20 protein-coding genes and 4 pseudogenes are annotated in these 25,876 nt (G+C 48.8%); 11 read left to right on the top strand and 13 right to left on the bottom strand.

What is annotated here, in order from left to right; all coding sequences use genetic code 11:
- Positions 1-10 precede the first annotated feature (10 nt).
- Complete coding sequence (locus FPT15_RS27155; RefSeq protein WP_145165870.1) at positions 11-1,633, bottom strand: methyl-accepting chemotaxis protein; 1,623 nt, start codon at positions 1,631-1,633, stop codon at positions 11-13.
- A gap of 583 nt (positions 1,634-2,216) precedes the next feature.
- On the opposite strand from FPT15_RS27155, the pseudogene FPT15_RS27150 reads away from it, so the two are divergent.
- Positions 2,217-2,378 (top strand): annotated as a pseudogene (locus FPT15_RS27150) (site-specific integrase); the annotation flags it as partial.
- A 109-nt stretch (positions 2,379-2,487) separates the two neighbouring features.
- A complete protein-coding gene (locus FPT15_RS27145) occupies positions 2,488-2,751 on the top strand; it encodes a hypothetical protein (protein ID WP_145165869.1) in 264 nt (87 codons plus the stop codon).
- A 305-nt stretch (positions 2,752-3,056) separates the two neighbouring features.
- Here the strand turns inward: FPT15_RS27145 and FPT15_RS27140 are convergent, their stop codons facing one another.
- The 4 genes and pseudogenes from FPT15_RS27140 to FPT15_RS27125 form a co-directional block, all read right to left on the bottom strand.
- Positions 3,057-3,467 (bottom strand): hypothetical protein, encoded by a 411-nt coding sequence (locus tag FPT15_RS27140; RefSeq protein ID WP_145165868.1) that lies wholly within the window; start codon positions 3,465-3,467, stop codon positions 3,057-3,059.
- A gap of 308 nt (positions 3,468-3,775) precedes the next feature.
- On the bottom strand, positions 3,776-4,102 hold the full coding sequence (locus FPT15_RS27135) for an antitermination protein Q (protein WP_145165867.1): 327 nt from the start codon (positions 4,100-4,102) through the stop codon (positions 3,776-3,778).
- Positions 4,099-4,386, bottom strand: coding sequence for a hypothetical protein (locus FPT15_RS27130; protein WP_145165866.1), 288 nt, complete (start codon positions 4,384-4,386; stop codon positions 4,099-4,101). Before FPT15_RS27130 ends, FPT15_RS27135 begins: the two co-directional genes overlap by 4 nt.
- Positions 4,379-4,681: pseudogene (locus tag FPT15_RS27125) on the bottom strand (DnaB-like helicase C-terminal domain-containing protein); the annotation flags it as partial. The gene FPT15_RS27130 and the pseudogene FPT15_RS27125, both read right to left, overlap by 8 nt.
- 59 nt (positions 4,682-4,740) lie before the next feature.
- Between FPT15_RS27125 and FPT15_RS27120 the strand changes: the two are divergent.
- Together FPT15_RS27120 and FPT15_RS30280 are read left to right on the top strand one after the other, a co-directional pair.
- A pseudogene (locus FPT15_RS27120) lies at positions 4,741-5,381 on the top strand (DnaB-like helicase N-terminal domain-containing protein).
- A gap of 119 nt (positions 5,382-5,500) precedes the next feature.
- Positions 5,501-6,090 (top strand): annotated as a pseudogene (locus FPT15_RS30280) (conjugal transfer nickase/helicase domain-containing protein).
- Between the two features lie 668 nt (positions 6,091-6,758).
- Here the strand turns inward: FPT15_RS30280 and FPT15_RS27105 are convergent.
- Positions 6,759-8,573 carry a DUF262 domain-containing protein gene (locus FPT15_RS27105; protein WP_145165864.1) on the bottom strand — a complete coding sequence of 605 codons (1,815 nt, stop codon included), beginning with the start codon at positions 8,571-8,573 and terminating at the stop codon, positions 6,759-6,761.
- A gap of 189 nt (positions 8,574-8,762) precedes the next feature.
- Here FPT15_RS27105 and dndB point away from each other — a divergent pair, with 189 nt between their 5' ends.
- The 7 genes from dndB (at position 8,763) to FPT15_RS27070 (ending at position 16,650) form a co-directional block, all read left to right on the top strand.
- Positions 8,763-9,845, top strand: coding sequence for a DNA sulfur modification protein DndB (gene dndB / locus FPT15_RS27100; protein ID WP_145165863.1), 1,083 nt, complete (start codon positions 8,763-8,765; stop codon positions 9,843-9,845).
- Positions 9,842-11,368, top strand: coding sequence for a DNA phosphorothioation system sulfurtransferase DndC (gene dndC / locus FPT15_RS27095; protein WP_145165862.1), 1,527 nt, complete (start codon positions 9,842-9,844; stop codon positions 11,366-11,368). Before dndB ends, dndC begins: the two co-directional genes overlap by 4 nt.
- Positions 11,365-13,377: a DNA sulfur modification protein DndD gene (gene dndD, locus FPT15_RS27090; RefSeq protein ID WP_145165861.1), complete on the top strand. Its 2,013-nt coding sequence runs from the start codon at positions 11,365-11,367 to the stop codon at positions 13,375-13,377. The genes dndC and dndD overlap by 4 nt, the downstream gene beginning before the upstream one ends.
- Positions 13,374-13,739 carry a DndE family protein gene (locus FPT15_RS27085; RefSeq protein ID WP_145165860.1) on the top strand — a complete coding sequence of 122 codons (366 nt, stop codon included), beginning with the start codon at positions 13,374-13,376 and terminating at the stop codon, positions 13,737-13,739. The genes dndD and FPT15_RS27085 overlap by 4 nt, the downstream gene beginning before the upstream one ends.
- Before the next feature lie 315 nt (positions 13,740-14,054).
- Positions 14,055-15,110 carry a hypothetical protein gene (locus FPT15_RS27080; protein WP_145165859.1) on the top strand — a complete coding sequence of 352 codons (1,056 nt, stop codon included), beginning with the start codon at positions 14,055-14,057 and terminating at the stop codon, positions 15,108-15,110.
- 11 nt (positions 15,111-15,121) lie between these two features.
- Positions 15,122-15,721 (top strand): class I SAM-dependent methyltransferase, encoded by a 600-nt coding sequence (locus FPT15_RS27075; RefSeq protein WP_145165858.1) that lies wholly within the window; start codon positions 15,122-15,124, stop codon positions 15,719-15,721.
- Positions 15,722-15,906: 185 nt separating this feature from the next.
- Entirely contained in the window at positions 15,907-16,650 is a 744-nt protein-coding gene (locus tag FPT15_RS27070) for a hypothetical protein (protein WP_145165857.1), read from the top strand.
- Positions 16,651-17,031: 381 nt separating this feature from the next.
- On the opposite strand, the gene FPT15_RS27065 is transcribed toward FPT15_RS27070, so the two are convergent.
- The 7 genes from FPT15_RS27065 to FPT15_RS27035 form a co-directional block, all read right to left on the bottom strand.
- Entirely contained in the window at positions 17,032-18,189 is a 1,158-nt protein-coding gene (locus FPT15_RS27065; RefSeq protein ID WP_145165856.1) for a DGQHR domain-containing protein, read from the bottom strand.
- Positions 18,186-18,731 (bottom strand): hypothetical protein, encoded by a 546-nt coding sequence (locus tag FPT15_RS27060; protein WP_145165855.1) that lies wholly within the window; start codon positions 18,729-18,731, stop codon positions 18,186-18,188. The genes FPT15_RS27065 and FPT15_RS27060 overlap by 4 nt, the downstream gene beginning before the upstream one ends.
- A gap of 231 nt (positions 18,732-18,962) precedes the next feature.
- Entirely contained in the window at positions 18,963-22,292 is a 3,330-nt protein-coding gene (locus FPT15_RS27055; protein WP_145165854.1) for a DEAD/DEAH box helicase, read from the bottom strand.
- Between the two features lie 4 nt (positions 22,293-22,296).
- A complete protein-coding gene (locus FPT15_RS27050) occupies positions 22,297-22,734 on the bottom strand; it encodes a hypothetical protein (protein WP_058431203.1) in 438 nt (145 codons plus the stop codon).
- Complete coding sequence (locus tag FPT15_RS27045) at positions 22,731-23,267, bottom strand: hypothetical protein (RefSeq protein WP_145165853.1); 537 nt, start codon at positions 23,265-23,267, stop codon at positions 22,731-22,733. Before FPT15_RS27045 ends, FPT15_RS27050 begins: the two co-directional genes overlap by 4 nt.
- Entirely contained in the window at positions 23,264-24,286 is a 1,023-nt protein-coding gene (locus tag FPT15_RS27040; protein WP_145165852.1) for a hypothetical protein, read from the bottom strand. The genes FPT15_RS27045 and FPT15_RS27040 overlap by 4 nt, the downstream gene beginning before the upstream one ends.
- Before the next feature lie 275 nt (positions 24,287-24,561).
- Positions 24,562-25,680 (bottom strand): HNH endonuclease, encoded by a 1,119-nt coding sequence (locus FPT15_RS27035; RefSeq protein ID WP_145165851.1) that lies wholly within the window; start codon positions 25,678-25,680, stop codon positions 24,562-24,564.
- Between the last annotated feature and the right edge of the window lie 196 nt (positions 25,681-25,876).

Genomic DNA, 25,876 nt, shown 5'->3' with positions numbered 1-25,876 from the left:
TGCCACTCCATTACAGACGAAACCGACCTACTTCCTGTTTAAGTCCTATCGCCAACTGATTCAAATCGTTGCTGGTGCGCAGAAGATCTTGCACAGACTGATTATTTTGCTCAGCCATCTGTGCAGATCGTTCGACGTTACGTGCGACGTCCTGACTTGCAGCTGTTTGCTCACGCAAGGCCAAAGAAATCTGTTCGACCACCTCGAGCACTTGGCCAGAGCTTTGACTAATTTCAGTAATAGCCTTGCCAGCTGACTCCGCCATTTCCACACCCTGGCTAACTTCCATCACGCCGCTGCGCATACTCTCCACAGTCTCACGGACTCCGAGCTGGATCTTGTCGATCATGCCGGCAATTTCCTTGGTAGATTTACCGGTGTTCTGCGCGAGCAACCGTACCTCGTCGGCGACTACTGCAAAGCCGCGGCCTTGTTCACCCGCTCGAGCAGCCTCAATGGCAGCGTTGAGAGCGAGGAGATTGGTTTGATCTGCGATGCCTTGAATAACACTGATAATGGTAGATATCTGCTCGGAATGGTGGCCCAACTCTGACACTTTGGTTGAGGCATGCTGCACGGTCTTCGCGATACCATTCATGCTGGTCAGTGTGTTCTGGATGACGGTGGATCCATCTATTGATTGCTGACCAGAGCGATGAGCGAGTCCGCCGGCCTCGCCTGCGTTGTTGGATACATGGTTGATACTTACCGTAAGTTCTTCAACCGTGGCCGCCATCGCGGATGCCGAGTTTGATTGTTCGTTTACCGCGCTGGAAAGCTGCTCCGAAGCTCCTGAAATCTTCTGTACGGATTCAATCAATTGACTGGCAGCTTGATTGATCTGCTGAATCATTTCCCGCAGGCGCGTTTGCATGCGATCAAATGCCCTGGGCAGTTCATCGCTGCTGCTGGTATCAATCACGGTGTCCAATCTACCTTCGGCAACCGCTGTCGCCGCGTCTATAGCCACTTGCAGGCGCGCGCGCGTGGTGCGGCCTAAAGCATAGGCGAGGATGACCGCCAAAAAGGCCGCAATCAAACCACCGGCCACCAGAATCGTAATCGCGCGATCCTTGGCGTTGTTCATCTCTTGAGTGCGGCTTGCCAATAGAACGTCTTCTGCCTGCGATAGCTCTGCAATAATGCCGCGCATGCCATCCATTTTGGCTTTGTCTGCGCCGCTGCTTATGCGCTGATTCAGCGAATCACCGGAGGTGCCGCTTTGCGTCAGCTCACGCCGTTGCGCGATGATCGAATGAACGTCTTCGTCCAGCCACCGCTTTTGTAGCTGCTCCAATGAGGCAAGCCGTTTCTGCTGCTCGGCGTTATCAATCGTCAGTTCTTTGAGCGTCGCAAGACTGCTAGAGAATTTACTTTCACCGGCAATCTGGGGCTCAAGAAAGTTGTCCTTGCCGGTGATGACGAAGCCGCGCATACCGGTCTCGATATTGATCAACTGTTCAAGGGCTATCTTGGACTGACTTAACACGCGATAACTGTGGACGTTGCTGTTGATCGCACTGTCGACCTGTCCAAACCCACGGTATGCGCTGATGACAAGGATGCCCAACAGAAACACGATGGCGGCAAAGCTGAGGTAGAGCTTTTGGGAAATACTGAGTTTGCTATACATATGTATGCACTCGAATGGTGGAGCATCCTTGGCTCGGACTTTTAGATTTTTAATGCAAAGATCGAATGATGTCGTATCGACATCACTCTTTATCGACTGCTAGTGCCCTAGCTTGAGTGGCGCTCTCAACAGGCATCAAATTTACTGGAGTGCGCCTTAAGACATGAGTCTGGGCATCACGTTTAATCAACAGAAAGCCCCCATAGCAGGCTGCCACCCCTCACGGGAAGCGGAGCCAAAGCTGCAGAATGGTTGGAGTCCGCTCGATCACTGCTTGTCTCCCACTCATAACCTGTAGCCGCTGGTGGACCGGTGATCGAGCCTTTAGCAAAACAATGGCTCATTGATATCATCGCAACCATCGGACAACCCCCTATTTAAGTGTAGGAATGTTGCAACAGCGGTTAGGAAAACCCCTACCCCAATGCGCTGGTCACAAAATCGACGGCAGCGATGAGCAAGACAAAAGCGCCAAAAAGGACTGCTTACCCATAACTTAATAACTCCTCCAGTGCGAAGTTAAAATGCTTTTCACATAACCCTGACAGGCCCGCAGCGCGATCAATCCTTGGTCGCCGGCGTCGGTGATCGGGTGAGACGCCACTACTTGCATCACGACTATGCCGACGAGAAGAAAAACGCCTGGAACCTGCTGGGCGATCGACTCAGTGCGGTGCTGTCCTCGACCTACGAGCACACGCCAAACGAGTCGAAGTTGTCTTTTCCAGCGTACGCGGCGACATAGACGCGAACACCCTCATAGGGTTGTTGCACCCAGCGCTCTCAGGAACTTAACATCCGCGACAACCGGCGTTGTGACCTTAAATTCGCGATGAGCAAAGGTGACCGACTGCATGTTCACATTCGTGAGCTTCACCGTTGCGGAACTGTTCGAAAAAGTGTGGCAAACATCCATGGTCAAACTGGCCCGCGAAATTGATGTTTCCGACGTCGCCGTCGCCAAAGCTTGTCGCAAAGCCGGCATCCCTCTCCCTGGGCGTGGCCACTGGGCCAAATCGAAAAGCAGCGACAACGCAAACCTCCTCAGGTCGAAGGCAATGTCCGATTCCAAGTGCTCGACCGTGACGACTCGCTCGTCACGGCTGGCACTGACTTGAACTCACCTGGAGTCCGGCGAACGATTGAAGCCCCTATCAATTAACCGAACCTCACGCGCTAGTGAGTCAATGACTAAAGAGCGCAAAAACATCGAAGGTCAAGGACGGCTACCTAGAATACGCAGGCAAGGGCTACGTCTTTGGGCTGCATTCAATTCGGTTTCTCCAGGAACGAAAAAGCCCCGGCAAATGCCAGGGCTCAGGGATGATTTTTAGCCAACAAAAAACCCGCATTTGGCGGATTTCTGGGAGACGGGCGTAACTTCGCTACTTAAGAAAATATTGCCGAACCCCGCACTTGGATATCAAGAGGGCTTTGTCAGCGCGCCATATAGGATGCCATTGAAGCTAATCGCGCACTCCGCAAAAGCATCTGCCGCTTGGTTGATTCGAGTAATAGGCCAATAGCCCGTCTTCCCCTTCAAACACTGTCCATACTCTGGATGAGTGACCGGTGTTCCGTGGATCAGGTCGTTACGCAGATCCACCAAAGGGTTGAAGACCTCTGCAGCTTTTATGAGCTGGTCTCGCACGTCATCATCCGTTACAGCCAAAATAAGCTTGCCGCAACGCTTACGAACTAAACCGGCAGTGAGTTCTTTCAGCTCTGATACCGAATCCTCTTTCATTCTTTCGCAGTAATAAACCACATTCCATTCAAGACGGGCAAACATATACGCGGCCAACCCGAGAGCCTCGGCATAACCATTTTCCATACGCTAACTCAGCCTTTCGTCACTCACGCAGCTTCTCTCTCTTCGTTTAAGGCGCGCCCATCTGACGCAAGTACAAATTTCTTTAGACGCACCGAGTGTGCCAAACATAGGTTGTACTAGCCAACCCCACTGCCAGTGCTCAACTGCAGCTATCGAGAGCGCTACCCATCTTTCGCGAGATACACGTTAATAAAGAGCCTGGTCACGGATTCCGCACCCCTGGCTTATTAAATCTACTTCGGGGTCGCGCTGGAACAGCTGAACACCGTGCCATGAAAACAGACCCGTATCCGGCATGAAAGAACTATTTACGCGGCTTCGCTCATCCCTTGCAATACCCCGTAAACCCACCCAACGCCGGCCTTGATTATTTCTCTTGCAGAGCGCTCCGACATCTTGCCCGACTCACCTATCCGTACCATCGTCCACTTGGCTCCGAAATGGAGCCAGAGATACAGGCTCATCTGCTCATTACGGCGCGTAAGCTTGGCTATCGCAGAATCAACCGCGAGTGCCAGGTCATCAGTGATAACGTAACGCGGCACGCCCATCCCATCCATCCGCCACCAGCCCCATTGTTCGAGCATATAGTCCGTATCGCCCAGCGGCTTGTCAATGTAGGTGCGCTTTTTCACGCGGCTTTCCTCGGGTCTGGATCACTCAAGCCAAACAGGTCACGCAACAACCGGTCGGCGGGTTTATTCTTTGCATTCCTTTCGATCAGCCAGCGCTGCCCGAAGTCGTGGAATCCGATCTGGGCGCGACTCTCGTGCCAACTGGCGATCATTTCCAACAGGTATGCCAGAGCTGTAGCTCCACCAACTTTGACTTTGGCCAACTCTTCACCGGCGATCTTCAGGAAACGCCGTTCCAGGTCGCTCATGCTCTTGCGGGGCAATGCTACGGTGACGTTATTCATGGTTTTTCCTCCCCTTGAATTTGCTGGCAAAGCTTCGGCCCATCTCCACTTCTTCGTTGCTCGGTGGCCGTCCCACAAAGTCGACAAAGCGAACGTATTTACCCTGCTGCTGGACCATGCAAGATCCGACCTTCGGGTGACGGACCTTACCCACGATCAGCTCGATAACGCCGTTCTGGCCCTCCTCGCTCTCCAGATCGCGATGACCCAGGATCACAACATCGGCGTCCTGCTCGATCGGGCCTGAGTCGCAGATATCACTCGGACGCGGGCGCTTGTCGGGACGGTTGATCGACTCAGCGATGACAGCGGTCCTGCGGTGCTATTCGACTGGCCTTCGGCCCGGGGTGACGCATGACGCGCGAATTATTCAGCATCGAGGCCGAGCATGGGGTTTTGGTTGCGATCATGTTGAACCCCTCTCTGTTTGACGAGGTGACCAGCAAGGTAGCATCTCCGACTTTCACGACCCGGAAAATGCGGCGCTGTACAAAGCAATCATTGAATGTCAGACCGCTGGCGAACCTATTGACCCCGTCACTGTTGGGCTGTGGCGCCCAACCTTGCCGAGCGCCAATGGCACACTGGCGTTTGCAGTAGAGATCGCCAAGAACGTGCCCAGCACTGCCAACTGGAAGACGGATGCCAAGCACGTACGGGAGCGGGCAATACTTCAACAGATTGTCGATGCCACTTATGTGATCAACGAAATAGCGAACGAGGAGCGCCCACTGTCGGAGATCATTGCGCTTGCCCAACAAGCAACCGCCGACCTTCGTGATCTGGACGACGACGGTCAGCGTGATTACTACCGTGCAAGTGAGTTCCTGCCCGGCGTTGTCGACACCATCGATTCGAAGTTCAACGAGACGGCGCCAACCGGTCTTTCCACTGGGTTGAAGGATCTTGACGCACTGGTGCGAGGGGGGCGCCCAGGCAACATGATCGTCGTTGGCGGGCTTACAGGTTCAGGCAAGACCATCCTTGGTTTGTAGATCGCCCAGCACGTCACCTGCAAGCTCGGTGGCGCCGGTTTAGTATTCTCCATGGAGATGACCAAGGAGGAACTGATCACGCGCGGCCTGGCATCGATGGCAGCGTCAATCTGAGCAAGTTGGACAGCGGCGAGCTTGACGACGATGACTGGCCGAAGCTGACCGGCGCGGTGAACGCCCTGAACCAGGCGAACCTGTTCGTCAACGATCAGGCCGGCATGACGATGCCCCGTATCCGATCAATTGCCCACCAGTGCCCGCGCCGAGAAGAGATGCCTGCAGAGCTTTCAGGTGAGCACTTCAAGGAGTGGTTCACCCAAGGCGTCCTATCTCATCGCATAATCATGAATGACACCAAAGCGCTGGCTCACACTGTCGAAGATACGATCTTCCTCGTCACGCCTGGCGTCTTTCATCGCTACGGGCAGGAGCACCGACACCTTGCCCGTATCGCAAAGAAAGCCAATACGACTGGCAGTGGATTCAGAAACGTTTTGAAGAAATGAAGCTGCACCGCAAGCAACCAAACGGACTGAACATCTGGACATGCGAGGTAAGCGGCGGGCGCAGAACTCGGCGCCTTCACGGGTACTTACTCAAATCCCCCGATGGAATGATGAATGACTTGGCCCTCAACAATACCTACCTTAAGCTAGTCGAATCAGCGCAGAAAAAGGCCCCCAGGCCATCATTAGGAAATACTCGGTAACCGGATTGTGGATTGACACCAAAAGGCTGTGTCTTGCTGACGTGTTCAGCTACATGCCAGCCGCCAGGTGTCTTCTAGGCGGTGCTGCGAATATTCGCAGGATCCACCCAATGACCGTATCGCTTCGGGAAGCACGGTCAGTCGACCACGTGTCGAAAGAAGTACGATTTTCCCACCCACGACGGGCCTACCCCGTCGTGGGGATAGGACTTTTTAGTTTTTCTGGAGGCCTTAAAGAAAGTGGAATTGGCTCTATACCAAGCTCTGATTTCAATCAGTGTACGCTAGCTTAAAGCCCACACGGTTATAGAAGCGATGGAGATAGATATGCAAACACTTTTGGCACAAAGAGTGACATAGGAAATCTTCGCAACCAGCAAATTGCTGATGTTGCACAATTGCGCTCAGAAATCGCTCAAACTAGAACTGAGATCGCTCAGTTTGATGTTAAGTTGACAGTTAGAATGGGAACCATGCTTTCTGCGACAATCGGAGTTCTTATTGCCGCAATGAAATTCATACATTAATCCTATTGAATTTTTATGCATATAATGCGATCTGTCTTTTGACAGATCGCGTTAAATTTTTCAGCAGCAAGACGCTATACTAGTAACGATATGACGAGATCGAACAGCTATCGATCACTATGCATTGATGTCCATGCAGATCTACGCCTTGAATATTTCGGAGGCCATCATTATTAAGAGGTTCTCATAAGCAGCCATTTCGACTACTGACCAAACTTCATTTTCCGCTATCTTTCTGTTCAGAAAAAGTGAAGATCTTGCGTACATCTCTCTTTTTTCTTCATACGAGGCATTGCCCGAGATAGTATTTGGAACATTATCTAATAGAGTGAGATTTCCCAACGAATTCTTGAGCGACTCCATCTCTCCGACTTTATTAGCTGGCGAAGCATTGCGCGGATAAACATGCTCAATAGATGTGCTATTAAAATCATATATACGATTCCCCTCAATGCACTTCGGGGCGCCAGTTGCACCAGAGCTGTACCAATCCGAATAGCTTTCCACGATAGATAGCAAGTATTTGATCGGTTTGTTTCCGCCATCCCTGGCCTGATACGTTAGCGCCTTCAGACCATTGACAAATGAATGGATTGGAGACTTGTCGAGCAACAGGTTATTTAACTTGTCTCGCAGGGATGAAACATTATAACTTTTCCCGCTACTTCTAATAACTTGAGACTCTTCATAATACAGCCTCTTTAGTGGCGTTACATGCTCAGAACATATAACCTTGAACCTAAAAAAACTCCGCTCAAGCATCAGTACTGCATCTCTAAACACAGTGGCATCATGTTGCGCCAGAGCAATTAACAACGGGACACTTAAGGTATGCCCTAGATCAACAACCATTGCCTTTAAGCGAGACTTATCCCAAGGGGTAACCTGTCGAACCTCGTCATATGGCCATTCGCCTTCAACCAACTTCCGACACAGATTAATATCTGCGCTCACAGTCCTCATACCATCAATACATTGACGCGCCTGCTCTTCACTAACCTCACCAAACCCTACATCCGGAAAGAAGTGAGAATAAAAATCATCCGCTAGAGATGATGATTTGGCCCTCACAAATGCGTGAGATTCGTACACCCAATGCAGATAATTAAGCGTAACACTTGGCTGGTCGGACAATATATTATCCCAAATCGCCTCTGCTTCGGCCTGTTCGACATCGTGACCCTCTAAGGTTTCTAATACGCGAGCACGAAGCAGATCCCCATCGGTTAATGAAACGCCACGATCATTAATTACTTGAAATAGTCTATATGCATCACTCTTATTGTCAACCACCATGTGAAGTACTGAAAAATCCGAAAGCAACACATTTTGCAGCCGTTCAAGTGAGTCTAGTTTTGCTTCAGGTGTACCAGCCGCCCCAACAATTTTGGCCACGTACTCCTTAAGCTTAGCATATGCACGCTGTAGTTTTTTGTGTGAATCTCTTACTGCGACAGCCCCCCCGCTAGATAACATCGAACGAAAGAAAGGCTCATCATTTTTTGACATTGTCAGGACATTAACTTTCTTTATTTCTTTATTAACTTCTTGAGAATACTCGATAAAGCAACTTTTCAGCTTCGACTTGCGGAGATCAATTCGCTCGCGAAATTCATCATTCCCCACTGCTGAAGCAGAATAAATAAGCTGATAATTTTCGAATAGTACTGCCGCTAGCAGAGTCAGAGTAGTGACGCGCTGCTGACCATCCACCAGCTCAAATTTTGATTCATTCGCTACGCCTTGCATTTGACGGCGAATACTAAGTATGCCTCCGAAAAAATGCTCTCTTTCCTTCCCATCGTTTCTTATTTCATAGCAAGCAGACAAATCGTCCAAAAAATCGTCGAGCGCCTCATCTCCCCATGCATACCCCCGTTGATAACGGGGAACCTCGAATATTGATCGCCCATCGAAGATGACGCCAAACGACGCGTGAGAGGGATTGATCTGCATGCTGATACCTAATTCCTTTAGAGAAGTTGCCCCATGTTCTAGAGCAGTGAATTATGAGCTGGCGGCCAAACCAGCAACATCAAAATGATATCAAAAATATCAATTTATCGCTTTCAACTCAACGCGAGCTTGCCTGTATGTTAAAAATGTGCAAAATGACATACCTCATCATTTAACACATGCAAATTCATGACAACCTACGTTCATTCCTTTCCGTGTGTTAGGGGGATTCAAGCAGGTAGGCCTTGCTACATTGCTATGTGCCCCATGCGCCTCGTCCCCAAGATTTTTATCTTTAACGAGGAAAACGTCCCAGCGGACCTACGTGCACAGCGCACTTTGAATCTTGCTAGGGTTCCAGAGATTTCAGCATATCTGCTCGATAATCGCGACGACTACACACTTTCCGCGATCACAGCCTCAGTAGATGGCGTGGTTCAGTTCACCCCCGCTTCAGATACTGGCTTGGAACAGAGCATCGGCACGCTTACTATTCCAATGGAGGCCCACATACTGATTAACGATGGTCAGCACCGACGTGCGGCCATTGAGCAAGCAATTCGAGAAAACCCGGAGCTTGGCTACGACAATATCCCGGTGCTCTTCTTCATCGATGAAGGCCTCAATCGTAGCCAGCAAATGTTCGCTGACCTCAACAAGCATGCCGTGAGGCCGAGCAGCTCCATCAGCACGCTTTACGATCATCGTGACCTGATTTCCGATTTAGCCCGCTATCTGGCCAAAAACGTAGATGTTTTCTCAAGAATGACGGAGCTAGAGAAGTCAAGTCTCTCCCCTCGCAGCTCCAAGCTCTTTACTCTCAGCGCCATAAAAAACGCATCCCGAGTCTTATTGAAAAAAGGGAAAGGCGATCTCATCGCACAGAATGAACGAGAGCTCGCAAAATCGTTTTGGGAAGAGGTGTCCTTGCAGATGCCCGACTGGATCAGAGCAAAAAATAAAGAGCTGTCGACGTCCGAATTACGGGACAATTACATTCATGCCCACGGCGTGATGCTCCAAGCAATGGGACTTGTGGGAGCTGAACTGATTATCCGCAAGGAGACCGAGTGGAAAGCAACCCTCAGCCAACTCCGCCAAATCGATTGGTCAAGGGCCAACCCTGAATGGGAGGGTCGCGCGATGGTCCACGGCCGGATCTCAAAAGCCACAACGAACGTGGCGCTCACCGCTAGTCTTATCAAGAAAAAACTTGGCGTCCCGCTGTCAACGGCTGAACGAGAGTTAGAAAACAGGTTTCCTCAACAATGAGCAATGATCAATTCCTCTACCCATCGCACGATGATTTCGTTCAAGAAGCGATCATTTCTGGAAGACCGCTAGCGGACGCTGTCCGCGAGCTTCAAAGCATATACAAGGCCGATAATCGCCCCTGGGTAGTGGGGTTCAGCGGCGGAAAGGACTCAACAGTAATCCTTTCGCTCACCTACTACGCCTTAAAGATGTTGCCACCTGAGGAGCGCCACAAGCATGTGTACGTCGTCTCCTCCGATACTCGAGTGGAAACACCCGTTGTAGTCGACATGATCCGCCAAGTGCTTGATTCGGTGAACGCTCAAGCAGTTGAAGATCAGATTCCGATGACAGCCCACTCTGTCACTCCCAAAGTGGGCGAGACCTTCTGGGCCAACCTTCTAGGCAAGGGTTACCCCGCTCCAACCAAGGCATTCCGTTGGTGCACAGAGCGGATGAAGATCGACCCAGTGAGCGAGTTCATCAAAGACAAGGTGGCACGTTTCGGTGAGGTCGTGGTGGTACTTGGCTCGAGACGGGAGGAAAGCTCCACGCGCGCCCAGGTAATCACACGTCACAAGATCGATGGCTCAGCATTGGGTCGGCATACCACGCTGCCGAATGCATACACCTATATGCCAATTGAGCTATGGCACGCCGATGATGTGTGGGAATACCTCATGAGTGCTGCCAGGCCATGGGGTGGCTCAAATAGAGTGTTGTTTGAGCTGTACAAGGACTCCAACGCTGGCGAGTGTCCACTGGTGATCGACACCAATACCCCATCCTGCGGTAACTCCCGCTTCGGATGCTGGACGTGCACCGTGGTGACTCATGACAAGGCGATCGAAGGTCTCGTAAACAGCGGTGAAGATTGGATGCTACCGTTGCTCCAGTTCCGCAATCAGTTGCATGCCAGCTCGCTTCCTGAGAACAAAACCGAGTACCGCAACTACAAACGCCGTACAGGGAAAGTCACCTTCGCAAGAGGGGCAATCGACGACGACACAAATGCAGCAACCAAGTACGTTCCTGGTCCGTATTGGATGAAGTATCGCAAAGAGTGGCTCAAGCTGCTTTTGGAAATTGAAAAAGGCATCCGTGAGACCGATCGTGATATTGAGCTGATTGGCCGGGATGAGCTGCAGGTGATCCGCCAACAATGGCTGAAGGATCCGAATGAGCCAGACTGGATTGATTCGCTCCCAAAAATTTATGCCGAGGTCTATCCCGCGGATACGGTGGAGTGGATCAAGAATGATGCCGGCGCGTTCACTGAGCCTGATGCCGCCATCCTCAATGCACTGGAAGCGGAACATGGCGTGCCAGCTGTATTGATCATGAAGCTGATAGATACTGAGCTGTCGTTCTCCGGCCTGTCGCGCCGCAAAGGGATTCTGGAGGAATTGCAGAAGATCCTGGAGCAGGACTGGGGTGGGCTTGATGAGGCTATGGAGCGGCGCGCCGTTCCTAAAGTTAACGACACATATAAAACCTCTTTCGAATCCCTGAAAGCAGAAATAGATGGCTTGCTGCAATGATTATTGACTCCCTCTCAGTACTAGATTTCCGTGTGTTTAGCGGCGCACACAACTTTGACTTGGTACCCAAGATCAAAAGAGGCAAAAATGCGCCTATCGTTTTGTTTGGTGGCTTAAATGGCGGCGGCAAGACGACCATTCTGAGCGCACTGAAGCTTGCCTTGTATGGCAAAGGCGTGCTTGGGTCTGGCGCTACGATCGCAGACTATCACCAATATCTTCGTGATTGCATTCATAGAGCACACAATAGCATTGCCAAACCTACACGAGCGTCCGTCGATCTAACATTTCGCTATGCGCAATACGGAGTGATTTCGAGCTATCAATTGACTCGAGATTGGTTTGTTGATCATGGCGGCAAGATCAAGGAAGGCCTTATTATTTCAAAGGACGGTCAGCATCTGACCGAACTCTCCTATGAGCAAGCCCAGGCTTTCCTCAACGAGCTGATCCCAATTGGCGTTTCCGAGTTGTTCTTCTTCGACGGAGAAAAAATCGCGAGCCTCGCAGAAGAAACATCCGGAGACGCCTTGCGAGACTCTATAAACAAGCTTCTAGGTTTGGATCTGATCGACAGACTGCATTCCGATCTATCGGTGATTATCAGAGGGCGCTCAGTAAAAAAAGTCTCCGATGATCGCAAGCAGAAGATAGCTACGGCCGAGCGCACGTACGAGGATCTAAAAAAGCAACTCGCAGAGACACGCGAAAAGCTTGTCCATATGCGCGTAAGTACCGTAGAGGCTAATAAGAATCTAGCCAATATCGAGGCGAAGATTAATGCACGCGGTGGCGCTTGGAGCGCTACGAGAGAGCAAGAAGCTGCTAATCTCGACTCATTGGTTAGTGAGAAAAAGGCGATAGAACATACCTTGCATGAGATGCTGGGTGGCTTATTGCCCTTTGCCATTACTCGCAAACTCAACGAAAAACTTCTTGTGCAATTGGACTCTGAGCAGCGCACGGAAAAAGCACTGGTACTTTCTGAGTATCTGGAACGTCAGCAAAGCAATTTTCTGGCTGAGCTTGAATCGACGCTAAAAATTAGCAAGCAGCAGCGCCCTGCCCTTCAAGAAATTTTCCTTAGGACATTCGGTTCAGAACTCGGTAGTAGCGATCGAAACCAACCGCCAGTACATGAACTCTCTGATACTCAGAGATCCAGTATTGCTCATCGGCTGACGAGCGATGTGAGCTCACTCCAGCAACGCGCATCTGCCCTAGCGATGACGCTTAAGGACACGGACACTGGGATCGAATCTGCAAAAGAAAATATCGGGAGAGCCCCAGAAGAAAAAGTGCTGATGCCTCTATTCAACGAACAAGGGCAACTACAGGGGCGCTTGTCCGTTCTGGAGGAACAAAAATCTGTACTTGTTGAAGAAGCAAAGACGATTCTTAATCAATTATCGTCAGCAGCGCGCCATCTAGATCAGTTATATACAGAGATTTCCGAGTCGCAAGAGGAAGAGAGGCTGTCCGAGCTCGCTCAAAGTGCCAGAGATGTTCTAAAAGAATTTTCTACTCGCGCACGGATCGAAAAGCTGAAGGAACTTGAATCACAGTTTTACACATCTTTCAATGGTCTCGCTCGTAAAGAAGATCGAAATCTGAGCATTCAGATAGATCCGACTTCCTTCGAGGTTGTCCTTATTGATGATGAGGGTTTAACACTTCGTAAGGATGAGCTGTCAGCAGGTGAAAAACAGATTTTTGCAATTTCCATTCTGGAGGCCTTAGCCCGTACCTCTGGGCGAAGCCTGCCAGTCGTCATTGATACACCGCTTGGCCGACTCGACTCTATTCATCGCAAAAAACTCGTGGAAAATTACTTCCCCAAAACTAGCCATCAAGTGATTATCCTGTCGACGGATACTGAAATTGATTATGCATTCTACGAAGGCTTACAAGGAAGCATTTCTCACTCTTATCACCTGGTATACAATCCAGAAACTCGTTCCACTCAAGCAGAGGAAGGCTATTTCTGGCGGTGGGCACAACACGCATGAACGTATTTCCGCACAAATTTAAAATTTCAGCTTCTTCCACTGCGAAACTAAAGTATCTAAAATCAAAAACGGGCCTTACACCTAACATCTTAAGTCGATACGCCATTGCCCTCGCCCTTGCGGATGACAGTGGCTTAGGCAATGCCAGCGTATCGGACCTAGATGGTCAGGAGTTCAATGCTCCTACTTTGTTTGGAGAGCATCTGGATATCTATGAGGCGCTGCTCCGACAATTTACACATCAAAACAATCTGAATTGGGATCCCGTCAGGCACGTGGCGTCGCTGGTTGAAGTGGGCCTACATAAAATTGGACATGTTCGATCAATAAAGGATGTAGCGCGCCTTATTGCAAACGACTAAAAAAATGTAATTTTAACTAGTTATAATTAATCCAAACTCAGGTTTTTTGAGTTTGGATTAATAAATCTCTGGCATGATAGTTGCGAAACACTCCGCCAGCAGGAAATTGGACCACTTGCTAGGACACATATTAAAGTATCCCCTCCCACAGAAATAAGCATCCATCTCCGCCTGCACCCCCGTTCATCATGCATATGATAATTCTCTAGTTTCATAAAAACCGCATCATTAACAAATGCTCGAGCATCTATCTTCGGTAGCCAAATTTTTTTAGTCATGGCTTAATATCTGCTTGTGCAAATTGAGCCGGTCACCATGAAATTTTACTGTCGGATATTCTTCTCTCTCACGATCATGAGCACCCCATTGCTAGCTGACGAGCTTTCGCTTTCGGTTAATAGCCCTCCCGGTGCCCAGTCAGCAGAATCAAACCCGTTACCTACTGCGATTCAGTTAACTGAATCAAAGCCCTTGAGCACTCAGTTTCAAAACGCTGAGTCACAGCAATCATCTGCATCACCCCAGCCGCTTGAAGCCCCTTCTTCAACTGAAGAATTTGAAGCTAAAGAGATCTCTATCCAACCTCAGCACATCCTCGTGGATAAATTGGATTCGATTTCACGTTCTAATGACGAAATAGTAAAAAGAATTGAGACACTAAAACAAACCACACTTGAAAAATTGTATCCGGCAATATTCGGTTTTCTAGGTATTTTGATTGGCGGAGGTATCAATTTTTTTCTTCACAGAAGTCAACTTTCTCATAATCTTAAGGAGCGCAAAGAAAAGTTCTCATTTGAAGTAAAACAAAAAATATTTGAATATAGAAACAAGCAAAATAATGATTTCTATGGCCCACTATTAGTTCTTTTAGCCCAAAGCAAAGAGCTTAGCTCCCAGTTACATGATCAGCTTCAGAAATTTGACTGCTCTCGCTATAAGTACAGAACAAACTTAATGGAGCCCCGGCCAAAGAAAGCACTCCATATTTTTACAGAAGGTACTGCCACCCCCTTTAGATTAATAGAAGACCTACCTTACTTAGGTAAGCATATAAGAGCTTCACTCCCCCAAGTCTTGGTAATTATTGAGGTAGGCGAGCAGCTCTCTGCGCTAATTGAGCGCTCATCCGGCCTTGCAAACCCTAAAAACTTAGAGTTAAGTGGATGTCTCGGTACTTACTTGGCCCACTTGCGAGCTTTAAAGGATGCTTATGCCCAGGCCAAGAAACCGAGACAATCTGAGCCGACTAGATTGTATACCGCCGTATTCCCCCGCCAAATCTACGATTTAGCAAAGAAGGACTATGACGAGATAAATACTCAGATTGAAGTATGGGAAAATCAAGCTAAACCTATTGAGAGGGGATAATTTTGAACTCGATGAAAGCAGACCCTCAAACCATAGAGTACTATGACAGCTTCGCAAAGTCCTATGATTTAAAAACATTTCAACTTGAACTTACAGATCAGTGGAATAGCTTCGCAAGCATGTTAAATGTAGGTGCAAAAATTCTTGATGTCGGCTGTGGTACAGGGCGGGATATCAAACATTTCCAGAACCTAGGTTTTTTAGTTGATGGCATTGAGCCTTCAAGAAAAATGGCCGCAATCGCCAGATCCAAAACTAACGCCACTATCTTCAACATGGCGGCTGAAGACATTAACTTCATCGATAGCTACGATGGGATATGGGCATGCGCTTCTTTAGTACATATCCAAAAGGCGTTATTCGTTAAAACTTTGAAAGCAATCCTCAAGGCTCTAAAATCGGGAGGCTACCTATACATTTCTCTCAAGGAAGGTGAAGGTCAAACTCGACTTAATGACGGAAGGTTGTTTAGTTATTTTACGAAGTCACATCTTCATGAAATCGTCTCGACCTTGACAAATGCCAGTATCATCAAATCATGGGCAACGTCAGATTCAGCAGGTCGCGGTGATATTAGCTGGATAAATATGATTATACAGAAAAACCAATAGCTCTATTATGTTATTACACCCCGCCACCGGGAGCATACGAGCTCTTGGCAGCTTCTATTGCCGTAACTAAAATGGTGATATTCTTATTTAGCCATCGAAAAAAGATCAACAATGACTCTATATTTTGCATTTAAAAGTTTATGAGTTACAACGTAAGATATTATGAGCATCGGGGAGAATTGAGTATGAATACTAAAAAAAAACCGGTGGTGAGATTTGATCTTTTAGGCCTATGGCCGGGTGCAGATGTCGAAATCACGAAGGAATTGATAAATATTGTTTTTGATATAATAGAGGAATTATTTGGCAAAAAGCTTCGTAGTCCAGTATTGATTACCAATTACCCAGACGCCAAAAACCCACTTGCTTGTTATGATATGAAGGATGGATGCTATCAAGTGCATCTCTGCGTCAAATCTGGTCTGAGCTGGTGCCAGATCGTTTATCAGCTCGCACATGAATTATGCCATCTCCACAGTAACTACGCTGACTCGAAAGGTCACAAACATAAATGGTTTGAAGAAAGCTTGTGTGAGATGTGCTCGATTGTAGTTTTGATTGAGTTGAGTGAGCAGTGGAATAAAACCAGTATGCATAGATATAATTATGCTGCCAGCATAAAAGAATACGCTGAGTCTCTTAACTCGATGACCGGTTATGTGCCTAAAAGTCAAGATGCATTTATTTCGTGGCTCGCTATCAATATCGAAGAGCTTGAAAGAAATTCTGAAAGTCGGGAACTTAATGGGGTGGTGGCTAGATATCTTTTCAATAATAGATTCAGCACCCAGTCAACGGGATGGGCGTGTGTAGGCATGCTGAATCAATGGAACTGCCATGAGAATTTAAGTTTTACAGAGTACAAAGACTCTTGGCGGAGATGCTGTGCTGATTCAGCGGAGGTGAATGAGATCGTAAATTTATTATGATCCAATTGAGATGTATAATTACCTAAAGGATGTATCAAGGAGTCACTTCTGCGCGAAGTACGCAAGCGCACGGCCAAGTCACCTATCGAACTCCAGTATTTCGGGTGATGTTGTCCGCGTTTTTTAAACAAACGCGATCGCCCTACCACAAGCATTTTCATCCGACAACGAAGCTTCACACCAAACCATCTAGAGCCCAGGTAGTCCAAGAAATACCTGCAACTGGGCCTAGGATTCCAACGAAGCCATTCATCAAGGCAGAAAGATCCATCGTTTACCTGATGTTCGGGCACCGCAAACGGCTAAATAATAGGACGTCCTCCTATACACGCATAGAAAGGGTAAAACTTATTCATCCGTCACCCTGTGGAAGCCAAGGACTCATTGTTTTTCCGACAACTTCGAAAGAAACTCTCGAGATATTATCTTCTGGTTCTTCGCGTTCAACTTAATAATGACTTCTCGCTTCTGTGACCATATCTTATCTTTCAAAATCGATCCACCCAAGCACAAATCCTTTGATAGGATATTTTTTATTACTGACTCCACATCACGTTTATTTGATTTTAATCCAGATATCACAATATCCGTATATAAGTCCCAACCCACAGGTCTAAACAGAAGGTGCCCACCATCATCGCCCCCTCTGTAATCAGAAACCTCCGCCCCCTTATTAATAACCGTGCTTAACTCTGAACAATATTCAAACGTATACTTAAAAAAATCCACCACCTGCTTCAGTATTTGCTCATTACCCTTGAAGCGATAGCGATCTAGGTCCGAGACCTTTACGCCGAGATTGTACGCTGCGAGCTTCTGTATATTGTCATATATATTAACAATTGAAGTAATGCTGGTGCCATCCCTGACAGGCCCCGAGCTGAATGAAACATTGCTTTCATTAAACCAAGGATACTCATCTGACTCGATCAATGCTCTGGTTACACACGCAGAAATATCATCTTCATCCAATGCGATTATCGCATCCTTACTCACTAGCTTTGCCTTCTTGTTTAGGGTTGTAAAAAGCCTCCTAGATCTAACTTTCCCACTTGGGGTATTCGAATGAGCTACAATTATGACGTTAATCAAATCAGCGCCTAACTGCTTATCGCTTTCTACTGCAGATTTGATACCTGCCAAGCGATGTTGCCCGTCTAGAGCAAAAAGCTTTTCACCTCGGGTTATTGACAAAAAACCCAGGCAATTTTCAGCATACTCTGGAATTTCTAGAAGTGAAGCCTCTTCGGTATTAGGTCGCAAACTTTCTACATCGTGCCAGTTTGGATCGCCGTCATAAATCGCCACAACTAGCGAATTAAAAAACCTGTCTTCATTGCTTAACAAGTAATCAGATATTTCTTTTGCCCTTTCCTCATTCAATTCTCGCTGTATTTTATCCGACAGCTTGCCAATCTGATGCAGCTCTTCAGCAAAGCCTATCAAATCTGCGGCATCCGAAAGCCTCATCATGCAACTATATGTGTCCCATGATCCCATGTACCCTCGTAAACACGGCAAAACCAATCGCTTACTCATATGATCCGCACTCTACGCAACAGACTCCTGACTTCACCTGAAAAATCCATCTGGCAACAGGGTGGGACAAAAATATCAGCCAACGCCCGCTCTACTACTGAGGTCGCATCACCATCCGGCACCACAGAATAATAATAAAAAAGATGTTCGGAGAAGTATTTTAATAGCTTCTTAACTTTCGGTCTTTTTTTATAGCCAGAGACATTCACATAATCCATAAATCTTTTGGCAATTGTATTTGACGAATCCGTATCCCCAGCCTTGCCAACATACATCACGTAGGAATTCATGGGTAGCTTTTGACTTTCAACACTAACCATGAACATATACACCCCTTGCTGTTCAGGAAAATCATGCCCTGCATGGTCGTCATACTTAACTCTCACCCAATTCAAAGAAGGCAAATCATCATTTCGCTTGAACAGTGCGGGGCATAACAGGAATGGGAAAGTATTTTTAAAAAAACCTAAATATGCCTCTCTTTTTTCATTCTCATCAAAACTTGCCATACCCTCATCTAAAGCCTCATATATGCTAACCACCGCGCAACTCCATACCAGAGGAAAACTTATTCATCAACGCTGCAGCCATGTTGCACTAAGCAAAACCCAAGATAACCGCCCCCTAATAGTCCTGCAATCTATCTATGAATGGCAGGCCCTGGACCGGGCCGACTTAATGCGAAAAAAATTTACTCTATCTATGAATTAAGCGAGCCATATTCCGATTTATTATGCAGGGCCGCTAGCCCTTTTCCTGCGTCAATTAGACTTTCATTTCATCATTTCAAAATCATTAACTTTTAATGATACTGGTACATTCCAAGCATGCTGCATTAACCTCGGAAACAGGTTCTCTTCAGCACCTTTCTTTGAATTCCAACGTCGAAGAAAGTCACGATGACCAAAAAATAGAAGGTGAAGCTTCGCTCTAGAGCAAGCCACGTTGAGACGTTTCCGGTCGAGGATAAAGTTAAGATTCCCCTCGGTGCGAACAGTAGAATAACAAACGACGTCCGCCTCACTCCCCTGAAACGCATCCACTGTATCAACAGCTATCGATAATTGACCAAGCTTCCCTTCTACCCATCCAATCTTACGCAAGCTCGCACGCACACATTCTTTCTGCGCTCCATACGGCGTAATGACAGCCACCGAAATAGGCTTCGTTGTACTGTACGCAAGATTAGCCAAAAACTGAGTTATCTCCTTCGCCTCCTCCCGATTTTCTTTGCTTTGCGAACCTTTCGGCTGAGATTGACGCCCTTTCACGTCGACCCAGTAAATCGATTTTTCGAACAAATATCGCTCTTCGAAATACGCGTCATCTCGGCCATTGTGAAGCACACGTTTACCTTCACGCATGTAGAAAAGTTCTGCCACCAAATCCCCGATCGCCGGCGCCATTCGATACTGCAAACTCAAAGTCTCTCGGCACTCTGGCGGAAGGCGCTCGAACATCAATTCAAAGAAGCTGGTATCCAAGAAATTTTCACGTAGGAACCCAAGTTCTTCTACGGCTTCATCCTCTCGGAGCAACGGAGCGATGCTTGGTGGAAGCTGGTAGTGATCGCCTACAAGAATCACCTTGTTTGATCGCAAGATTGGAATGAGGATTTCCGGGATGGTGGCCCTGCCAGCCTCATCAATGATTGCTACGTCGAACTGGAGTTGATCTATACCTCCCTTGTTCGTAGCCAAGCCCACACAGGTGGCACCGACCAGGTTGCGGTCGGCCAAGAGCGTAATAAAAAATTCGTCCTGGTTGGCGCGCGACTGTGAGGCTTGCTTGATCGAGGAAAGCCACATGTGGCACAACGCGGCTTCATTATCCGGTAGGCTGACGGCGCCGGCGATTGCGAGATCTTCGAGATCTGTAAGGTATTCACGGAATTGGCTGTCGAACCCTAGCGGTTTGATGACGCTACTCATCTTCTCAGGATTACCTATCCGAATAGTGCGAATCGCGTGGTCGAAGCCATCGGCATGCTCGGCTAGAAACTTCTCCAGGGCGTTGTCCACCGCAGAGTTTTGTTGCGACACCACTAGAATTCGGAGATCAGAGCGCTGACGGTAAAGCTGATACAAAATCTCAACAATAGCCGTTGTCTTACCAGCGCCAGGTGGTCCCTGAATTAACGCGACATTTCGCTCACTCAGCGCTAACTCCACCACTCGTTTCTGACTCTCATCCAGAGGCCCGGACCACGTTATGTCCCTACTCCGCTCTACCGGTTCGGCGAGATAATGCTCTGGCGCAAGCAGGATGCTCTTGAGCGCCGGGTTAACCAGTTGATCGTTGAAAAAGTCTTCTAACGCTTGCGCCTGACGCTTGAGTGCAGCACTGGGTACAGTGACAACCAAACGCAGCATTGCATTTGGCTCTTCTGGCAACGAGAAAGCGCTCTCGATGCTAATACTGCTCTTAGTGCAAATGTACAAAGGACGCCGGCGGCGATCGCGGGAGACAACAGGCACAAACTCACAACGGTCCGCATCCCATAGCAAGAGTCGGACACAGTGGTCAGGATTAAGGAAGTTTTTATCTGACAGCACCTCGCGAAGCTTCTCGACTAGGCCTTCGAAAGCCTCGTGATCTGACGGCGGGAGACTGTCTCGTTGGAGTACAAGTACATCGTCTTCTTGAACAAGGAGCATGCTTGCTGAAAAATCCAGTACAGAAACTTCTTCCTGGCTGCGTTGATACGCGATGACCTGCTCCCAGCGCTGATAGAAACGACTGTGAGCCAAGCGCTCAGGTGAGTCTTTCATATCCATTGCAGTTTGAGAGCAGAAGCGAAGGAACTCTTCTACACCGCTTCGCCATCCAACCTGCGACATCGCCGCCAGCTTCTGATTAAGAAGCGTGAACCGAAATGGGGTATCGAGACCAATCTGCAGAGTCCCCGCCTGAACAACCTGATGGACTTTGAGCAAGCTAAAACTGGTCGTCGGCGCGCACTCCACCCTCACTGAGGCTTTGCCCAGAGAAATCACTCCCGTCGAACCAGAGTAGCCGAGCAGTGTCCAAGGCTCGTCCTCTTCGAAAAACTGTTGGTCGGTCACACCCTCTAGATACTTCTCATCTACGGTCAAATAAAGCTGCTGATAGGACTGAACTCCACGAGCGCGATAGTTAAACTCGCTGACCTCTATATTGGTGCGTCCTTGCTCAAATGGATTACGTAGCAAACACAGATCGTACTGCGTCGGATGCACCAAGATCTTTTGGCCAGAGAGCAGTCGTACGCCAGGATGCTTTAGCTGGCTGACAGGAAGCGTGGCGCGCATCAGTCCATCAAACAACGTCCCAATCATCGATTGCTTCTGCTTTCGTTCAACAATGAAAGGTACGGGTTCACCGGTAATGATGTGTTTATAGTAGAGCGCGCCTCGGGCGACACAGCCGTAGAAGGATCCATTGTCCCACTTGGTTGCAGACTTGATCAGTATGGGTATCTCATCGTTGAACGGCAGTGCTAACGCCTTTTGAGACACGTCGTCAGTACCGAACGAGATTCGATGCCCGAAGCGTGGGAGTGGCCTGCTAATTTCTTCCATCGCCACCAATACGAGCTTTCCTGGGTAAAGCCATTCCAGAGGAAGAAGCTTGTCTGCCGGGTCAAGCGCTAGCAGCAGCGCGTAATGTTCACCCACAAGCAAGGTGTCGACTTCATTCTCAGCGAATGTCAGATAGCGCTCGTACTCTTTCATGCGTACTACAGCATCTTCGACACGTGCGTACTCTCGACGAAGTGCTGACTTACGGTAGGGGCTGGAGGTCTTATCAGAAATTTCCCGGGCAACCATCTGCTCGAGCTTATTCAGCTCCTCTGGAATTCCAACTATCGCCTCGCGGTTTTCCCGGATAACTCTACGTAAAAGTTGAACGTGCTCAAGAACCATCTCCCGGTATTCTTCCCACGCCCTTTGCTCTTGACGTGCCTGAGCGGCAGCTGCCCGGCGTCGAATCTCGTCCGTACGGGCGTGCTCCTGCGCATGTTTTCGCTCTTCTTCCTCAGTCATGCTGTTAGCTAGCCAGCTGAAGACTTTAGCAACCGCAAAAATCGCAACGCCAATACCGACAACGAGTGGAGCTGCCATAAACTTATTCCTGTCCGCCACCTAGCAACATGGCAGCGTCCTCTGCCGTGATTTTTCCAGACTCGAGCTGCTTGAGTACCCGGTCCTCTCTATCAGCCTTAGTCTCGAGCGTGGTCATTGCTACGTCGTACTGCTGATCGGCCTCTCGGCTCTGGTTTGAAAGCTCTTGCATTCTTGCCCAATGATCGCGCTTGTGTTGATCATCTTCGAGCTCGGCTTCTTTCAGCTGCTGCTCCCCAAGTAGAATTTGTCGCTGCCCTTCAATCACGGTCCGTTTGGTGACTTCTTCTTCTTTCTTGTAATCAACAAACGACTTGAATGCATCAATCGATGTGTTGGCCATCTGCATCGCTTGATTCACATTGAATCCACCTCCACCTTTTTTAGGAGCGGATTTGCCCGGAGTGGGCTTGGGGGGCGTAGGTTTGCGAGGTGCTTTCATGCGTTCTCTCCGGTTGGGGTGAGCAGTAGTGCCAACGTCGCGTTAATGCACTGATCAAGGCATATCTGTAGGCCGATCAACTGCTGGAAATTACCTAGGTCCTGTCGTTCCTTTTGAAGCAGCACATGCACTCGTTTCAAGGTATCGAGTTGCTGGCGAACTTTCTTGAGGGTCAACAATTTTTGTTGATTGGAATGCTTCAACACCTGAGTTATTTGTTCCTTACGCCCAGAACGTTCGCGCTGCAGCTGTTGGAGTTGTTTTTCCCCAATGCGCAGGTCTTGTGCGAGCGTTGCCTCGAGTGTTTTATTGAACTCCCTCAGCTGTGCTGTGACCTCACGAGCCGCGCAGAAACGCAGGTAGCTGGCAGTCGCTTCGAGGACGGCGATTGCAGCATCAACCCACACGACAGTGGGATTCAGCTTCCCCAGTCCTCTTGCGCCTTGCGTGAGCAAAATGGTTCCGTAACGCCGAACCTGGGCGTCATCCACCATTTGCTCAGCCATATTGGCGAACACATCAACGACCTTCATTGATCATCCTCAATTGGATACACGCCATCTAAATCCAAGCTTTCTTGAATCATTGCCCAGTTAAAGCCTAGATGCTGCCAACGCTCCTCTAGGGCATGGTGACGATTGAAAACCGATGAGACGTTTTCCTCAGCCAACGCCAGCTCTTGGAAGAGATGCTCGATGACTTGATCTTTGGTCGCTCGCTCGACGACTGGCCACACCCAGGAAGCTTTAGGATCATCAGTAAGCTCTAGCTCTCCTACTGACTCATCATCGTGATCAACAAACGTGGTGAACCTGCAATGGTTAGCGGGGAGCAAACTGCTCAAATGCTCAGGCGCGCCTTCGGGCATATTGAATCGAGTCGAAAGGCAAACGACTGGGCTAGCAAACGTAAAATCGTTGGGTCTCGCATGTCGCAAAGAGTCAGTTTTGAGCTCAACTTCAATAGCACGGACGTCGCGTGATATTTCCGCTGCCACCCATACGGACAGAGCCCAATCTGACCTGACAAATTTCTGGTCTCGAAAACATTCGTTGAAACTCTCGAAAGCGACCGGCAGATACTGCTCGGGAACATCCCAGATTCGGTTTTTCTGCCGCTCACAATCCTCTCCCCAGTCACTGCTCGGCCATAAACGTGGCTTACCTTCCCCACGATGCCATGACCGAATCACGAACTCAGTTTCGTCATTAAGCTCTGACGTCTGCAGCGTGTGTACTCCGCAAAACGAGTGGCGCCTGTAGTCTCCGTCGAGCCACAGGTATTTTGTTTGCGCATGCAGTAACCGCTTAGCCTTGAGAAGAGGCTTGGCGCGAGCGGTCAGATTGAAATTCTCCACCAACCCAAGCCCTTCGAGTCGGCGAATAATAGGATGCAGTTGCTGGGGATTGAGGGCTGTCCGTTCTATAACCCACCCGATACCCCTATCAGGCATCACATCGAGCGCTTCTAAAATCAAATGCGAAAAACCACCCAACTGGTCAAGTAGGCGGTGCTTGAGTGTTAGCTCATAAAGCCGAACTGGGACATGCACACGTAGACTGCCTTCAATGGCGCACGTGTATTGGCTATGGATTGTCAACCGTCGTACCTGACTATGCTCATGAGAACAATGACATTTTGACATCATGGTAACGCCGGTTGGCGTTCTTTGCAGCCCCAACAGCGATCAATTTTTCGCTGTCAGTCAGATTGGCTGCAGACCACTACAGTTCTCGAGTACGATTGAGTCGCGTCAAGCGCTTCGCTGAATCGGGCAAAGTCGAGACCCCATCTCCGCGTCCAGCCCGCCACGAGCAACAGCGTTGATCAGTAGGTGATCCCGCTTCTGCTATCTTGAAAGACTTCTTCCTCATGGTATTTAAGGTAAGGCACCAGTTCCTTCGGGACAAAACGCAGCGGCTTCGGCAGACCTAGATCCTCTCTGTGTTTTCCATCAAGACGTTTTGAAACGTGCATTTGGCCCAAGCTATCGAATGTAATTAGCCCTTTATCAAACAAAGCGTCTAAATTCGCAGACAATAGAAGGCCGTTGTAGCGGTCAAGGCGTTGTTTGGCAGTAGAGTCGATCCAAGGTTTCACATGTGAAGCACGAAGAATCTCCCTGCACGCCAACCCCGTTACGGAGCAAGCGCCGCCCCAAATCTGCATCAGGTCCTCACGAAACCTACCCTGTCCGCGACGGGCATTAACTCGAGTAAGCACCTCTGTGATGGGTTCACTTCCCTCGGTGATGTCCTCGGCCGGCAATGGCTCGGAAGGAGCGCATTGAATAGCGTCAATCAGGCGATCCCATTTTTCATGTCGCTGGGCTGCAGGTATGGCGTCCAGAATTCGCCCTACCGTCGGAAGATCCAGATCGGTGTAAGTACTGTACATTCCAAGCAACCTCTCCTTTCCCGTAATCATCCTTGGGTCCAGAGTAATTGGCTTTTCAAACCACCAGAAATAATCCTCTGGGCAGATCCAGTTTGGAATCCAGTGCAGGTCCCTCTCCCAAGCTTTCAGGAATTTCTTTTGGTTACCAGCGAACCGCTTTCGGACATTTTCAACATTCCAGGCGTCCTCCCAAAAGTCGCCTAGCGATAACTCGCGAACAATTTCTTCGCGCTGAGCAAGATGGTGGTCGTCGAACAGTCCGACTGCATTCCCTGCGATACCAACTAGCTGTTGAATGCGGTCATGCGACGTCGTCAAAAACACGAATGTCTGCCCCGCGTTTTGGTCAACTGGTGCCGCGCCCACCCCCTCTGTATGAAACACTCGAAAACGATTCTTTCCACGCAAAAGGACCATTTTTGAAGAGTTATTCCACTCCTCATGGCCGTATCCGTTTGCTTCAGGGAAGCCACTTGTTCCAAGGACTCCGGAAGGCGCAAGGTACTGGTTTGTGTTCCAAAAGATGGGTTTCTGAATGAACAGCGCCATGTTCTTGCTCGTCCTTGTTCAATTGGTATCGATGGATCGTTTAGGTTTTAAGGCGTTTTGCAGCACATCCGTAGGCGTACCGGGAACACACTTCACAAAGTTCAGCATTAAGGACGACAATTTCTACGTAATCTCACGCATCCCTCTGACTGCTGTGTCGTCGCCCTAAAGTCCTAGCAGACCGTTTCCGCAAGCG

This window comes from Pseudomonas sp. RGB (genome assembly GCF_007713445.1).
Lineage (GTDB): Bacteria > Pseudomonadota > Gammaproteobacteria > Pseudomonadales > Pseudomonadaceae > Aquipseudomonas.
The sequence above is the reverse complement of the archived record's forward strand: the minus strand, read 5'-3'. Positions and strand labels throughout refer to the sequence as shown.

Coding starts and splice junctions, on each gene's coding strand:
- FPT15_RS27045 (WP_145165853.1), bottom strand. CDS start 23,267: ATGAAGGTCGTTGATGTGTTCGCCAATATGGCTGAGCAAATGGTGGAT.
- FPT15_RS27070 (WP_145165857.1), top strand. CDS start 15,907: ATGAATACTAAAAAAAAACCGGTGGTGAGATTTGATCTTTTAGGCCTA.
- FPT15_RS27140 (WP_145165868.1), bottom strand. CDS start 3,467: ATGGAAAATGGTTATGCCGAGGCTCTCGGGTTGGCCGCGTATATGTTT.
- FPT15_RS27035 (WP_145165851.1), bottom strand. CDS start 25,680: ATGGCGCTGTTCATTCAGAAACCCATCTTTTGGAACACAAACCAGTAC.
- FPT15_RS27065 (WP_145165856.1), bottom strand. CDS start 18,189: ATGAGTAAGCGATTGGTTTTGCCGTGTTTACGAGGGTACATGGGATCA.
- FPT15_RS27130 (WP_145165866.1), bottom strand. CDS start 4,386: ATGAATAACGTCACCGTAGCATTGCCCCGCAAGAGCATGAGCGACCTG.
- FPT15_RS27145 (WP_145165869.1), top strand. CDS start 2,488: ATGTTCACATTCGTGAGCTTCACCGTTGCGGAACTGTTCGAAAAAGTG.
- FPT15_RS27105 (WP_145165864.1), bottom strand. CDS start 8,573: ATGCAGATCAATCCCTCTCACGCGTCGTTTGGCGTCATCTTCGATGGG.
- dndD (WP_145165861.1), top strand. CDS start 11,365: ATGATTATTGACTCCCTCTCAGTACTAGATTTCCGTGTGTTTAGCGGC.
- FPT15_RS27155 (WP_145165870.1), bottom strand. CDS start 1,633: ATGTATAGCAAACTCAGTATTTCCCAAAAGCTCTACCTCAGCTTTGCC.
- FPT15_RS27075 (WP_145165858.1), top strand. CDS start 15,122: ATGAAAGCAGACCCTCAAACCATAGAGTACTATGACAGCTTCGCAAAG.
- FPT15_RS27080 (WP_145165859.1), top strand. CDS start 14,055: ATGAAATTTTACTGTCGGATATTCTTCTCTCTCACGATCATGAGCACC.
- dndB (WP_145165863.1), top strand. CDS start 8,763: ATGACAACCTACGTTCATTCCTTTCCGTGTGTTAGGGGGATTCAAGCA.
- dndC (WP_145165862.1), top strand. CDS start 9,842: ATGAGCAATGATCAATTCCTCTACCCATCGCACGATGATTTCGTTCAA.
- FPT15_RS27085 (WP_145165860.1), top strand. CDS start 13,374: ATGAACGTATTTCCGCACAAATTTAAAATTTCAGCTTCTTCCACTGCG.
- FPT15_RS27050 (WP_058431203.1), bottom strand. CDS start 22,734: ATGAAAGCACCTCGCAAACCTACGCCCCCCAAGCCCACTCCGGGCAAA.
- FPT15_RS27055 (WP_145165854.1), bottom strand. CDS start 22,292: ATGGCAGCTCCACTCGTTGTCGGTATTGGCGTTGCGATTTTTGCGGTT.